Origin of the sequence: Nesterenkonia cremea (genome assembly GCF_014642675.1) — a bacterium.
In the GTDB taxonomy this organism is placed as follows: Bacteria; Actinomycetota; Actinomycetes; order Actinomycetales; family Micrococcaceae; genus Nesterenkonia; species Nesterenkonia cremea.
Genome location: NZ_BMIS01000024.1, coordinates 1 through 13,704, shown reverse-complemented (window position 1 = coordinate 13,704; position 13,704 = coordinate 1). Strand labels below are relative to the sequence as shown.

General features: G+C 62.7%; 13 protein-coding genes and 1 pseudogene. 13 read left to right on the top strand and 1 reads right to left on the bottom strand.

Features of this window, described 5'->3' with window-relative positions; all coding sequences use genetic code 11:
* The first annotated feature begins 267 nt into the window (after positions 1–267).
* The 13 genes from IEW85_RS14045 (at position 268) to IEW85_RS13985 (ending at position 12,787) form a co-directional block, all read left to right on the top strand.
* Positions 268–807: a hypothetical protein gene (locus tag IEW85_RS14045; protein WP_188687036.1), complete on the top strand. Its 540-nt coding sequence runs from the start codon at positions 268–270 to the stop codon at positions 805–807.
* 102 nt (positions 808–909) lie between these two features.
* Positions 910–2,220: an ISL3 family transposase gene (locus IEW85_RS14040; protein ID WP_188687033.1), complete on the top strand. Its 1,311-nt coding sequence runs from the start codon at positions 910–912 to the stop codon at positions 2,218–2,220.
* 41 nt (positions 2,221–2,261) lie between these two features.
* A complete protein-coding gene (locus IEW85_RS14035) occupies positions 2,262–2,615 on the top strand; it encodes a transposase (protein WP_188687031.1) in 354 nt (117 codons plus the stop codon).
* Between the two features lie 109 nt (positions 2,616–2,724).
* A complete protein-coding gene (locus IEW85_RS14030) occupies positions 2,725–3,426 on the top strand; it encodes a GntR family transcriptional regulator (RefSeq protein WP_188687029.1) in 702 nt (233 codons plus the stop codon).
* A 193-nt stretch (positions 3,427–3,619) separates the two neighbouring features.
* Positions 3,620–4,768, top strand: a complete 1,149-nt coding sequence (locus tag IEW85_RS14025) for an iron-containing alcohol dehydrogenase family protein (protein WP_188687027.1) — start codon at positions 3,620–3,622, stop codon at positions 4,766–4,768.
* Between the two features lie 23 nt (positions 4,769–4,791).
* Complete coding sequence (locus IEW85_RS14020; RefSeq protein ID WP_188687025.1) at positions 4,792–5,826, top strand: Ldh family oxidoreductase; 1,035 nt, start codon at positions 4,792–4,794, stop codon at positions 5,824–5,826.
* An 11-nt stretch (positions 5,827–5,837) separates the two neighbouring features.
* Entirely contained in the window at positions 5,838–6,830 is a 993-nt protein-coding gene (locus IEW85_RS14015) for a TRAP transporter substrate-binding protein (RefSeq protein ID WP_188687022.1), read from the top strand.
* Positions 6,827–7,378 (top strand): TRAP transporter small permease, encoded by a 552-nt coding sequence (locus tag IEW85_RS14010; protein WP_188687020.1) that lies wholly within the window; start codon positions 6,827–6,829, stop codon positions 7,376–7,378. Before IEW85_RS14015 ends, IEW85_RS14010 begins: the two co-directional genes overlap by 4 nt.
* Complete coding sequence (locus tag IEW85_RS14005; RefSeq protein ID WP_188687017.1) at positions 7,375–8,643, top strand: TRAP transporter large permease; 1,269 nt, start codon at positions 7,375–7,377, stop codon at positions 8,641–8,643. Before IEW85_RS14010 ends, IEW85_RS14005 begins: the two co-directional genes overlap by 4 nt.
* A gap of 44 nt (positions 8,644–8,687) precedes the next feature.
* Positions 8,688–9,368 carry an RraA family protein gene (locus tag IEW85_RS14000; RefSeq protein ID WP_188687015.1) on the top strand — a complete coding sequence of 227 codons (681 nt, stop codon included), beginning with the start codon at positions 8,688–8,690 and terminating at the stop codon, positions 9,366–9,368.
* 64 nt (positions 9,369–9,432) lie between these two features.
* Positions 9,433–10,908, top strand: coding sequence for an aldehyde dehydrogenase family protein (locus IEW85_RS13995; protein WP_188687012.1), 1,476 nt, complete (start codon positions 9,433–9,435; stop codon positions 10,906–10,908).
* Between the two features lie 5 nt (positions 10,909–10,913).
* Positions 10,914–11,870 carry a 2-hydroxyacid dehydrogenase gene (locus IEW85_RS13990; RefSeq protein ID WP_188687007.1) on the top strand — a complete coding sequence of 319 codons (957 nt, stop codon included), beginning with the start codon at positions 10,914–10,916 and terminating at the stop codon, positions 11,868–11,870.
* A 95-nt stretch (positions 11,871–11,965) separates the two neighbouring features.
* Complete coding sequence (locus IEW85_RS13985; protein WP_188687002.1) at positions 11,966–12,787, top strand: nitronate monooxygenase; 822 nt, start codon at positions 11,966–11,968, stop codon at positions 12,785–12,787.
* Here IEW85_RS13985 and IEW85_RS13980 read toward each other — a convergent pair.
* A pseudogene (locus IEW85_RS13980) lies at positions 12,756–13,289 on the bottom strand (transposase); the annotation flags it as partial. The gene IEW85_RS13985 and the pseudogene IEW85_RS13980 overlap by 32 nt on opposite strands.
* Positions 13,290–13,704: the final 415 nt, after the last annotated feature.

Genomic DNA, 13,704 nt, shown 5'->3' with positions numbered 1-13,704 from the left:
TACAACACCATCCGGCGCCACTCAGCGCTCGGGTACCGCAGCCCGGCTGAGTATGCTGAAATCTGTACCCATTGAAGAAACCGCGGCCCGCATAACGCGTGGACCTACTTCCGGGGGCAACCCAACAAGGTCACCTACACCGAATATGTGCAGAGCAATGACGGCCCGCCGGAACGCTCCGAGGTGCTTCATGCTGTGCTTCACGGGATCGAGCGATTCCAGAAGGTTCTCTCGGAATCGTCCAGGTCTCGTCACTAAGGTGGAAGTGTGACTGCCGAGATGCAGGAGATACGCGCCAGAGCCATGGGCCGTGCACAGGACCGCCCAGGCCTGGTGAACGTGTGTTTACTGGCGGTGGTAGGGGTCGCGGCCGGCCTGGTCCTCTGCGGTGTGGTGCCCAATGCCTGGTTATATCGCTGGGGTGGGCTCCTCGGTGTCACTGAGCTCTACATCGGAGCCACAGCTGCCTCGACGATCGCGGCCTCCCTTTCCGCCGCTGTGGTGCTCTACGGCGTCACACACGACAGTCCGAGTTTACGGATGCTGCGCACGGAGGCTGGACCAAGCCTCGCTCGGAACTGGACCTCGGCGCTGGCTTTTGGGCTGATCTCGGCCCTGCTTTGCCTGCTGGCTGCGGCGCTGAACATCGGTGGCTACGGAGAGTGGGCCTTCTGGGCGTTCGTCCTCGCCGTGCTGTGGCTCATTCATGGAAGCTGGCGAACCATCTGGCTCCTGCGTGCCCTGATCCTCGCCGCACGAGCGGATGACGCCCCCAAGTACGACGCTGAACAGGCTCTTCGCGTTTGAGGGTGTAGAGGCAGGGAGCAGCGGCGTGGCGATAGGCGGATAGAGGTCGAGGCCTTCCGAAGATGGAAGTTCCTACACTCACCATCCAAGAAGACCTCGACGATGTCCCAGCCTACTTCCACCTCCCCTGACCTGGACAGCTTCTGCCTCCTGGACTCCCTCGGCCTGAGGGCCGCCGGCCAACAGATCCGCCGCGACCGGGCCATCCTGGAATGCAGAGTCACCGAAGACGATCCATGGTGCCGGAACTGTGGCGCAGAGGGGCTACCGCGGGGCACGGTAGTCCGGAAGCTGGCGCACCTGCCGTTGGGGTGGCGGCCCACGGTGCTGTGGGTTCGGGTTCGCCGATACCGATGTGCTGACTGTGGCACCGTCTGGCGCCAGGACACCACCACAGCGGCGGCACCGCGGGCCAAGCTGTCCAGGCATGCGGTGCTGTGGGCCCTGAAATCAGTAGTCATCGACAGGATGAGCATCGCAAGGGTCGCTGCTGCACTGGCCTGCTCCTGGCACACCGTCAACGACGCTGCGTTGACTGCCGGTAGGCAACTGCTGATCGAAGATCCTCACCGCTTCGAGGGAGTGAAGGTGATCGGGGTTGATGAGCATTGCTGGCGCCACACCGGCCGCGGTTCCCACTACGTCACCGTGGTCATCGATTTGACCCCCGTGAAGGAGCGTCGTGGCCCAGCCCGGCTGCTGGACATGGTCCCGGGTCGGTCCAAGACGGTGTTCAAGACCTGGCTCGATGCTCAGAGCAAGGACTTCCGGAACGGGATCGAGGTGGTGGCCATGGATGGGTTCACTGGGTTCAAGACCGCCACCGCTGAAGAGCTCCCTGAAGCTGTTGCGGTGATGGATCCCTTCCATGTCGTCGCCCTAGCCGGCGATGCCCTGGACCAGGCCCGGCAACGGGTTCAGCGAGAGACCACCGGACACCGCGGTCGCACCGGCGACCTTCTCTACGGGGCCCGCAAGACGCTGCGCACCGGCGCTGATCTGCTCACCGAACCCCAGAGCCGCAAAGTCGAGAAAGTCTTCGCCACTGATGAGCACGTCGAGGTCGAGGCCACTTGGAGCGTCTATCAGAAGATCGTCGCCGCCTACCGACACCCCTCCAAGAAGCACGGCAAGCAACTGCTGGGAGAGGTCATCGCCTCGTTGCGCCGCGGAATCCCGGCCAAGCTGGTGGAGGTCAAGAAGCTGGGCCGGACCCTGAACCGCCGGGCCGCTGACATCCTGGCCTACTTCGATCGGCCAGGCACATCCAATGGCCCCACCGAGGCCATCAACGGCCGGCTCGAGCACCTGCGCGGCACCGCCCTGGGGTTCCGGAACCTGGCCAACTACATCACCCGGGCCCTGCTCGACACCGGAGGATTCAAATCCCTACTACACCCTCATCTGCGATGAGCCGCTTTAGTTCCGATCTGTTGAGCAGAGAGGATTGGAACATGCCGAAGAAGTACAGCCTTGAGTTCAAGGAGCGTGCTGCGCGGATGGTCGAAGACCATATGCGCTCTGAGGACTCTTCGAAGACCCAGGCGGTCCACTCTGTGGGGGCTGCGTTGGGTGTCTCATATGAGACCCTGCGGAACTGGGTGCGCCAGGCCCGTATCGATGCTGGCCAGGCCGCTGATGTGAGTACTGATGCTGCTGAAGAGTTGCGGCAGCTGCGCCGAGAGAATGCTGAGCTGCGCCGGGCCAATGAGATCCTGCGGACAGCTTCAGCGTTTTTCGCAGCGGAGCTCGACCGTCCCACCACGAGATGCGTAGCGCTCTGTAACGGTTTCCTTCTGCCCTTCTAGCTATCGACTCCTGTCGTAGCGACCGGACCGCTTCAAAATTCACCCCAAATACCCCTTGCGTGTTCTGCGCCACATTGACGTATACTCGTATACATGAATAATGAAATGCATGAGAGATCCCCTGGCGATTCCACCGCAACGCGTCGTCAGTCTTACCGATCGCGTTTTCGAAGCGCTGGAAGACGCAGTAGTGCGAGGCGAGCTAAAGCCAGGGGAGATCGTTACCGACCAAAACCTTGGCGATCGCCTGGGCGTGAGCCGCACCCCGGTACGGGAAGCTCTGCAGCGGCTGGCGGCGTCGGGCCTAATCAACGCCCGCGAGCGCGGCACCGGTTGGCAAATCGCTCGCTTCGACGAGCACGACCTCCGCGAACTCTTCGAACTTCGCAGGGCTCTCGAGCCGATCGGGCTACGGCGATTGCTCAACAGGGACACGCCCCGAACTGCGGTGGTGTATGAGTTGGGACGCTTTTTCGACGACTTCCACGCCCCCATCGAGGTTGAGGAATATCCACGGTACTTCCAGCGGGACAACGAGTTCCACAAGAAAATAGTGGCCTGCAGCGACAATAGACGCGTTATCGGCGTCTACGGGATCGTCGAACGACAAATCGACCGCGGGAGACATTTTCTCTCGACTGGCTACCAAGGCCGGATTGAGGAGAACCTCGCTGAACACAAGCGCATTACGGAGGCTATCGCGGCACGTGACCTCGAAAGCGCTACCGACGCACTGCTTCACCATCTCCATCGAGGTGAAGAGCTCATGTCCGAGCACATTAAGAAAGAAAGGGAAGCCGGCCGCCTCTGAGCGGCGATGAGGTCCAGCCTCCGAGCGCTTCTATCACCGAGAAGGCGCCTACACCGAGCCTGCCAGGTAGCAGGTGGGCATTAATGCTGGCGCATTCCTAATGATGCCCCGACCCGGGGCGTCCTTCTCGGCGCGCCCGCCAATCCCTCTACAGATTAGGAACCTGATGAATTACCGGCCAGAGTCACCCGATATGGTTCATGTCCGACATCGATCATACCATCCCTTCGACTACCACGTCCCCACGCGTATCGTCGGGGGCCCCGGCGCCGTGGCCCAGCTTCCAGCGGAGCTCGACCGTTACGGCATCGAACGGCCCTTAATAATCACCGACGCGGGTATCCGCGCTGTCGGCCTCCTCGACCCCGTGCTGACGGCACTCACCGCCGAAGCCAGGACCGCGGAAATCTTCGACGGAATTGCCTCGGACCCCACAACCCACTCGGTAGAGGAGGCCGCCCGCCGAATCCGCGAAGGCGGGCACGATGGGATCATCGCTTTGGGGGGCGGCAGCCCGTTGGATGCTGCCAAAGCGGCGGCAGCCGTAGCCACCTCGGGACGTCCAGTCCTCGAACTCGTCGGCCCTGAGCGGATCACCACCGATCCACTGCCTGTAATCGCAATCCCCACAACCGCAGGTACCGGTAGCGAGGTCACACGTTTCTGCGTACTGAGTGATCCAGCCTCAAGTCGCAAAGTAAGTATCTCGTCCATGCGGGTGCTGCCGGTACTTGCCATCCTCGATCCCGAACTGACCTCCGGCCTCCCTGCGCCGCTTACCGCCGCCACTGGATTCGATGCCCTGGCCCACGCCATCGAGTCCTTCGGTAGCGTGTGGAACAACCCGATATCCGAGGGGCACGCCAAGAACGCTGTAGCACTCATCGGCCGGCATCTACTGACTGCCCTCCGTGAACCAGAAAACCTTGAGGCGCGCGCCGGGATGCTCGCCGCGAGCTGTATCGCCGAGCTTGCTGCGAACTCGACCCGGCTTGGTCTCACTCACGCCCTGGCGGTTCCCCTTGGAGGTCTCCATAGTATTCCACACGGCGTAGCAGTCGCCATCGTGCTACCGGAGATGTGCGCCTTCAACGAGGAGTTGGAGTCTACGCGCTATACCGAACTCGCGGCGCTGCTCTCTCCGGACGCGGACAATCTCGAACGAGCGGTCCGGGAACTGCGCGATGCCGCCGGCCTTACCAGCAGACTTCGGGACTGGGATGTCGGTGAGGACGACTTCGCCCCGGTCGTAGAAATTGCAGTGGGTAGTGACAACACTGAAGCCAACCCCCGGGCCGCGGGCCCGGGAGAGCTCACCGAGTTGCTGCGAGCCGCCTTATGAGCACCCGCCACGAATCACCGGAGATGCTAACCAACTTCGCCCGCGATATTTTACGTGCCGCAGGCCTACCGGAGCGCGCAGCTGGCGTCACCGCGGAGAGCCTGGTCGACGCCGACCGGCACGGTGTTGCGTCACACGGACTCATACGGCTGCCGATCTACGTCGAGCGCCTCCAACGCGGGATGGTCGATCCTAATGCCGTCCCTACTGTTCTCACCGACGGCGCTCGGGCCCAGGTGGATGGTCACAATGCTATGGGCGCCTTCGTCGCTTCGACGGCCGTCGATGCGGCTTGCTCCCTTGCGGAGGACTATGGTATCGGCTCGAGTACAGCCCGACATAGCAACCATTGCGGGACAATGGGGTATTACGCTCGGAGAGCCGCCCAACGCGGCAACTTCGTCATCGCAGTCTCCAACGCCCCGGTCACCATGGCCTATTACGGCGGACGGACCCCTGCAGTGGGCACCAACCCCCTGGCGATCGCGGTGCCGCGACCTGAAGGCCCACCTGTGGTGCTCGACATCGCCTCCAGTGCGGTCGCACGCGGAAAAATCATCGTCGCGCACAGCCAAGGGGAGGCTATACCGCTCGGCTGGGCCCTCGACTCGCGAGGGCACCCGACCACTGTGGCCGCGGAGGCCCTTAAGGGCACCATGCTGCCCTTCGGTGGTCCCAAGGGATCAGGGGTCGCCCTCATGATCGACCTGCTTTGCGGGGTGCTCTCCGGCGGCCCCTCCGGCCCCGGAATCGGAAACATGTACGAGGACTGGGACCGCCCCCAGGACCTAGGACACACCTTCCTCGTTTCACGAGTGGACGAGGCTCTCACTCGGTACGGCGACGAGCTCGAGGAATTCCTCACGTGGGTCCGTTCCCTTCCTCCCGCGGAGGGCTGTGACGCTGTTCTACTTCCCGGTGACATCGAACAAGCGGCTGCCGAGACGTCCGACCGACAGGGAGTCCCCCTCGCAGAGACAACCTGGACCGCCCTGAATACTCTCGCCGAGAGCCTCGACGCCGAGGCCATCCCTAACTCTCCACCACCCATTCAGTAGGAGGAACAACGATGTTCACCTCAAGATCGCGAGCAGCGGGTGGCCTTGCGGCCGTTTCCCTCATTCTGGCCGCATGTTCGCCCAGCGCCAGCGCCGACGAGGCGCCGGTCACTCTCACCCTCGGCCACACCTGGTCGGTCACCGACGCGAACGCCCAGGCCGTACAGGATTTCGCCGACGAAGTCGCAGAAGTTAGCGACGGAAACCTTCGTATTGAGATCTACCCAGGTGGCCAGCTCGGTGAAGACATCGAGATACTTGAAGGCCTTGGCCTTGAGACCGTAGACATCTGGGTCGGTGGGTCCGGCGTTTACAGTCAGATGTCACCCGTCGGCCAGTTCCTGGTACTTCCCTTCCTCTTCGACGACCTCGAGGAGGCGATGACGCACTATGACGGAGAGCTCGGCGAAGCCGTCGAGCGACAGGTAGCCGAAACCAGCAACACTCGGCTCCTCTCGCTCTGGCCGCGTGGGCCGAGGCACCTCACCCTGAACACTGAGGCAACTACACCTGAAGATATCTCGGGGCTACGCATCCGCGTCCCTGAAAACCCGATGAGCCTGCAGACCTGGGCCGGTTTCGACGCGAGCCCCACCCCTATGCCCTTTGGGGATATCATGACCGCCCTCGAGCAAGGTGCGCTTGAGGGGCAGGAGAACCCGCTGGAGACCATCCACTCAGCGGGTCTGCCCACGGCGCAGTCCCACTTAATCCTGACTGCCCATGTCATTGAGCCTACAGCCCTCTCCATCGGAGATGCCGCCTGGGCGCGACTGGATGAGGAACAGCGCCAAATCCTTGAGGAAGCTGCTTCCGGTACTGCGCGCGACGAGCTCCTAGCACATGTTCTGGAACGCGAAGAAGTCCTAGTGGACGAGCTCGCTGACGAGGGCATGACAGTCATCGAACCTGACCGGGATGCCTTCGCGGCCCGAGTCGAAGACCTCCCGGAGATGGCCGGGCCAGAGGTCGCCGCGCTCTACGAAACGAGGTGGGCACGATGAGCACCCAAAGCAGGGAGCACCGCCGGGCCACATCCGCGTCCGCCGCTGGTGAGGCCTCTCTCACCGGTTGGCTAGATAAAACTATGGGCGCGCTTTGTGCGCTCATCCTCGCCGCAATCGCCGGGGTGTTGTGCTTGCAAGTGGTGATGCGCTATGTGGTGGAGAACCCGCTGATCTGGGCTGATGAGGCTGCCCGACTCCTGATGGTGTGGCTGACCTTCGCCGGAGCAACCCTCGCCTACCGAACCAAGAGCCACATCGCTATCACAATCCTCTTGGACACCATCCTGGCTGCTCGCCAAGATAGTCTCGCGGCACGCATCCTGAAAGTCCTCATCGAGGCCATCGTTGTGATTGCCGCGGCGGCGCTTCTGATCGGCGGACTGGTTATTTTGACGCGCACAGCCGACCACACCACTCCAGCCCTTCAGCTACCCATAGCTGTCCTATTTCTCCCGGCCGCCCTGAGCGGCGCCGTCGTGCTGGGCACTGCCCTGCGAGGAGTAGTCGTCGGGCTCTCCGCGCAACGTAAAGGGGGCCGCTCATGACTACCGGCATCTTGCTCCTCGTCACACTTTTCCTGATTATCTTGCTGGGTGTGCCGGTGGCCTACGCTTTCATCGCGGTGGGTCTCCTGTTTATCTTACTGACTCTTGACGTCCCAGCCTTCTCTCTTGTGACCCAGTCCACGACGGCCGGCGCCGACTCGGTGCCGATGACGGCTATTCCGCTCTTCCTCCTCGCCGGATCTCTGATGAACGCCGGAGGCATCACTCGCCGTCTTATTGACTTCGCTGGGATATTCTTCGGCCGTCTCCCAGGAGGGCTCGGCGTCGTCAACGTTGGTACTAACGTGATGTTCGCCGGTCTCTCCGGATCGGCCATCGCGGGTGCCTCCGCCATTGGCAAGGCGATGATCCCCGAAATGGAGGAACGCGGATATCCACGACGCTTCGGTGCCGCGCTTACCTCATCAGCCTCGATCGTCGGCGGGGTCATCCCTCCGGCTATCCCGCTAGTCGTCTACGCTATCGCTGCGAACGAGGACATCCGTGTGTTGCTCACCGCTGGGCTGCTCCCGGGCCTGCTCATCGCGGCCCTCTTTGCCGTGACCGTGCTAGTGCTCGCCGCCGTCCAGGGGCTACCACGACAAGCCAGGCCGAGTATGCGCGCGGCGCTGTTGGCCGCTAGGGATTCCATCCCTGCACTACTCATGCCGGTGATCATTCTCGGAGGGATTATGTCCGGCCTGTTCACGGCGACCGAGGCTGCGGCCATAGCGGCGATCTACGCTCTGTTAGTCTCCACTTTGTACTACCGGGAGCTCAACTGGCGGAAGATTCCCGCAGTGATCTCCGAGGCAGCACGTAGTTCGGCAGTGATTCTGTTCATCATCGCTGCTGCGGCGGTACTTGGCCAGATCTTTGTTCGCACCGGTCTGCCAGCCGCGGTCTCGGAGAATCTCGAAGGCCTAACCCCGATCGTATTCCTCCTCCTCGTCAACGTGATCCTGCTGTTGGTCGGCACATTTATGGAAGCGAATGCCGCGATCATCATCTTCACCCCCCTGCTGTTGCCGACCGCGACTGCCCTCGGGGTGGACCCGGTGCACTTCGGGGTCGTGATTGTGGTGAATCTGATGATCGGACTCATCACACCGCCGATAGGCATGTCGCTTTTCGTCACCTCGGACATCGCGAAGGTTTCCATTCTGGAGGTCGCCAAGGCCAACTTACCCTTCCTAGGGATCGCCCTCGCCGCGCTATCGGTCATTACCTTTTTGCCTGAACTAAGTCTGTGGCTCGTGCAATGAGCCCGACCAATACACACTAACCCCAACCTGGAGAGTGAGACATCATGCCCGAATGTGTAGTCCATGCCCGACCTCCCGCCCCCGATCGTGCAACGATACAAACCCTGCGGGCCTTCCCGACCGCTGCGATCTCGGACGGCCTCGGCCGGATCGGAGGTGCGCCAGGACTCCGGCCCTTCACGAAGGCTGTCGAGATCGCGGGCCCCGCCTTCACCGTACATACCCGTCCCGGCGACAACCTCGCGGTGCATCAGGCTCTCGATCTTATCGAGCCCGGTGAGATCCTCGTGGTGGCCGGGGGCGGAGACCGAACCCGAGCACTCATCGGCGGCCTGGCCTGCCACTACGCCGAACGACGCGGCGTGGCCGGAATCATCGTCGACGGTGCGGTCCGTGACCTCACCGAGCTCGGCGAGATGTCCATGCCAATATTTGCCCTCGACTTCTCTCATCAAGGTCCCTACAAAGAAGGGCCTGGAGAATTGGGCGGCCCCGTGGCAATCCGAGGCACCAGCGTCGACACCGGCGACGTGGTCGTCACCGATGAGGACGGAGTAGCCTTCGTACCTCGAGCTCGCATCGCAGAGGCGGCGCAAGGAGCGCAAGCGATCGCCGAAAACGAAGAGCGGTCCATGGCGGCGATCGCCCGTGACAGCTGGGAACGGTCTTTCCTCGCAGAAGTCACCCTACGTCACATCGACCGCGCCCCGACGGAATCCTCCTGAAGAGATCACGGAAGACCCCTAGAACGCTAGCAGCATTGACAGAGCCAATAAGGAGAAGCCCCCAATGGCCACCTCTTCGTACCTTGACCTAATCCCAACGCTCGGTGACACAGCTGCCATGCTCATCGGTGGCCAGCCAACCACTGCAGAGGAGTATGCCGATGTGATGGACCCCGCGACTGGCAAGATCCTGCTCGCTCAACCCCTCGCTGGAATTGCGGAGGTGAGCCGTGCGGTGGACGCCGCCGCCGAGGCCGGACCGAGCTGGGCCCGGACCCCCGCGCGGGCTCGCAGCACCATCCTGCTCCGCTGGGCAGAGCTGCTACGAGAGAACCGGGAGTCTCTGGCCCACCTGGCCACCGCAGAAATGGGCAAGCCACTGCACGAATCTCGCGGAGAGGTGGACCGCGCCGCTGCCGAGATCGAGTTCACCGCCGGTGAGGCCCCTCGTATGACGGGTCAGACAATCCCAGGCGATCACCCGGACGCCCTTGTCATCACAGAGCGTGTCCCGCTCGGTGTCATCGCCGCCATCACTCCCTGGAACTTCCCCATCGTGGCACCAGTCCGAAAGGTCGCGCCGGCCCTCGCCGCCGGGGATACCGTGGTGGTCAAGCCCGCCCAAGAGTCTCCACTGTCGACTCTGGCGATCGTCGCCCTTCTACAGCAGGCAGGCGTGGCTCCGGGGACAGTAAACGTTGTGACGGGTAAGGGATCTATGGCAGGTGGAGCCCTCGTCGAGCACCCCGGTGTAGCAGGGGTGAGCTTCACGGGATCCACATCCGTGGGGCGCAGCATCGCCGAAGTTGCCGGCCGCAATCTGACCTCTGTCCAGCTCGAACTTGGCGGTAAGAACCCCGCCTACGTCCACAGCGCCCATGATCTCGGCACAGTCGCCGACGAGATCGTCTCAGCGGCCATTCAGTGCACCGGACAGCGCTGCACCGCGATTAGCCGGGTACTGGTCGAAGAGGAAATTGCCGATGAGCTCGTGGATGGTCTTGCTTCGCGCTTCAATGCCCTGCGTGTGGGTCCAGGCACCGACCCCGAGACGACCGTGGGCCCCATGACTAGTAATCATCAGCGGGACACTGTAGCGGAGTATCTGCGCCAAGGGCTGGCAGAAGGCGCCCAGCAAGTCACCACGGACCGCCCCGTTCCGGAGAGCGGGCCTTACCACGCCCCTGTGTTGCTGGACGAGGTGCGACCGGAGATGACCGTCGCGCAGGAAGAGATATTCGGACCAGTCCTCTCCGTGCTGCGTGTGCGCGGAGTCGAAGAGGCCGTGTCGATCACAAACAACACCGCCTACGGCCTAGCGGCCTCGGTTTTCAGTACTGACATGGACGTTGCTATGCGCTTCCTGCGAGAGGCCCGAACTGGGATGGTGCACGTCAACCATGGCACAGCGAGCGAGCCGCATGTCCCCTTTGGGGGCGTCGGAGGCAGCGGCCTCGGCCCCTTTTCTATCGGAGACACCGCACGTGACTTCTACACTCGGGTCAAGGTCGGTTACCTGCGCCCTGCAGTAGGAAGGTGAAAGATATGCGCACCGTTATCACCGGACAGCTGCCCGCCTCACCGCCGCCTCCGAGCGGCGAGTTCGGTGAGGTGCGGATCCCGGCTCCCCCTACTCCACTCTCCCGAGAGCGACTACTGGAGGAGGTCCGAGGCGCTACGGCCATCGTCTCGACTCTCAACGACCGAATCGACGCTGAGGTAGCCGATGCTGCTGGCTCGGGGCTGCGGGTAGTGGCCAACGTGGCCGTGGGTTACGACAACATTGATGTCTCTGCGCTGCAAGACCGCGGTGTGATTGTCACGACGACTCCCGGGGTGCTGACAGACGCCACCGCGGATCTCACCATGGGGCTGCTGCTGTCAGTAACCCGACGACTCGGGGAGGGGGAGCGGCTCCTTCGCTCTCGTGCACCTTGGACCTTTGAGCTCGGTTTCATGCTAGGCACCGGTCTACAAGGCAAGACCCTCGGGATCGTGGGACTGGGGCAGATCGGCAGGGCCGTCGCTCATCGGGCGCGAGCCTTCGGGATGAATATTGTCTACACCAGCCGCCGCCGCGCTCCGGAGCAGGTCGAAGAGACCTGCGACGCGGTCCATCTATCGTTTGAGGAGCTGTTGCGCACGGCCGATGTCGTCTCCTTGCACTGCCCCCTTATCCCGCAGACTCGGCATCTCATCGACGCCCAAAGCCTCGCCAACATGAAGCCCACGGCCTATCTGGTCAATACTACCCGGGGCCCTGTGGTCGACGAGGCCGCACTAGCGGAGGCCCTTTCGGCGGGACAAATCGCCGGCGCGGGGCTCGACGTCTTTGAGCACGAGCCGGAGGTAGAGCCACGTCTCCTAGGATGCGACAACCTGGTCCTTTCCCCCCACCTGGGCTCGGCGACCAAGGAAACTCGCAATGCCATGACTCAGCTTGCCTTCGACAACGTCCGTGCTGTCTTACGCGGCGACGATCCTTTAACGGCGCTTCCCTAAGCCCCTCAATATCGGGTCTTCGGCTTTCGGAGATGGGCGGCCGGGAGGACGGTCTTTAATGACCCCCGGCTGGGCCCCTTAAGGAGGCATTTTCGATGGCACGAGAGACGTTACTTCGTTCTAAGCTGCCCCTGGTCGCAGCACCTATGGCCGGCGGGCCCACCAATCTGGACCTGATTGAAGCCGTTTCGGAAGCCGGGGCGTTCCCTTTCCTCGCCGGAGGATACAAAACGCCAGAGGCGCTGAGCGAACAGATAGAGGCGACAAGAACACTCGGAGTGGACTTCGGGGTCAACCTCTTCGTGCCCGAGCGGAGACCTGTGGACCGAAGAACCTTCAGCGCATACGCAGTCGAGCTGCAGCCTGAAGCCGAGACTTACAGGATCACTCTCGATGCCGAACCCGTCGTCGATGAGGACTATTGGCAGCAGAAACTGGACCGGCTCACCGAATACCCCGTGCCGGTGGTCTCCTTCACCTTCGGCCTGCCCACCCAGGATGACGTAGAACGTCTCCGCTCGGTTGGTACTACGGCGCTCGCCAGTGTCACCACAGTTGAGGAGGCCAAAGCTGCAGAGAGGGTTGGAGCTGACGGTTTGGTCGTCCAGGGGCCTCAGGCTGGTGGCCACAGCGCCACTCACGACCCCAGCCGCGTCCCTGAGATGGCGGATACCGCCACTGTGGTGAAGCAGATCGCTGAAACAGTGCCGCTGCCTGTCGTCGGCGCTGGTGGAATCGACGGGCCGGAATCAGTTCGCCGAATCCTGGACGCTGGGGCGGAGGCAGCGGCCGTTGGAACGTTGTTGCTGTGCACCGATGAGGCTGGAACGTCGGCTACCCACCGAGCAGCGCTGGCAGACCCTTTGTTCACTGAGACGGTGCGGCTCATCGCAGATGAGGGTGTAGTAGGGGTCTGAATCCTCCGGTGTCCAGCATGGCTCGGGTGATGTAGTTGGTCAGGTTCCTGAATCCCAGGGCGGTGCCGCGCAGGTGCTCGAGCCGGCCGTTGATCGCTTCGGTGGGGCCGTTTGATGTGCCGGGTCGGTCGAAGTAGGCCAGAATGTCGGCGGCGCGCTTGTTCAGGGTTCGGCCCAGTTTCTTGACCTCTATCAGCTTCGCGGGGATTCCGCGGCGCAGCGAGGTGATGACCTCTTGAAGGAGGTGCTTGCCGTCCTTCTTGGAGGGGTGTCGGTAGGCGGCGACGATCTTCTGGTACACGCTCCAGGTCGCTTCGACTTCGACGTGCTCATCAGCGGCGAACACTCTGGTCAGCTTCCTCTCCTGGGGTTGGGTGAGCAGGTCAGCCCCGGTGCGCAGAGTCTTACGAGCCCCGTAGAGCGGGTCGCCAGAACGTCCCCGGTGGCCGGTGGTCTCACGTTGAACTCGTTGCCTCGTCTGGTCCAACGCGTCGCCGGCCAGGTGAGGTCGGCCCAGGGCGCAGTATCAGCGTTTCGGCTGGTCTGTTTCCCTGGGCCGCCTCCCGAACCGGACGTGCGACTTTCACCGCATCCGGCTCTCCACGAGCCCATGCCAATGCTCATGCAGGTGCTGGTTGGGTCCACGGTGTGGGGATGTCTCCTCGGTAGCGGTACCGGCTTACCGGTATTGTAGCGGGATTGAACAGCTCCACGCCCTCGTCCACCGGCCACCACCCCATGGGGCCGTACCGGTCTCGGAGGGTCCTCCAGTTGGTCTTACGGTGTTTGTTGGCTATTCAACGTTGAGCGTGGAGCCCTTGTTGGTGGGGGATCCTGCGGCGTCGGCGTGTCTGCCTGACGCTGGTGCCTAGGATACGTGATTGATAGTTCTTCTGGTTGCGGAACCCGCGGCCGGT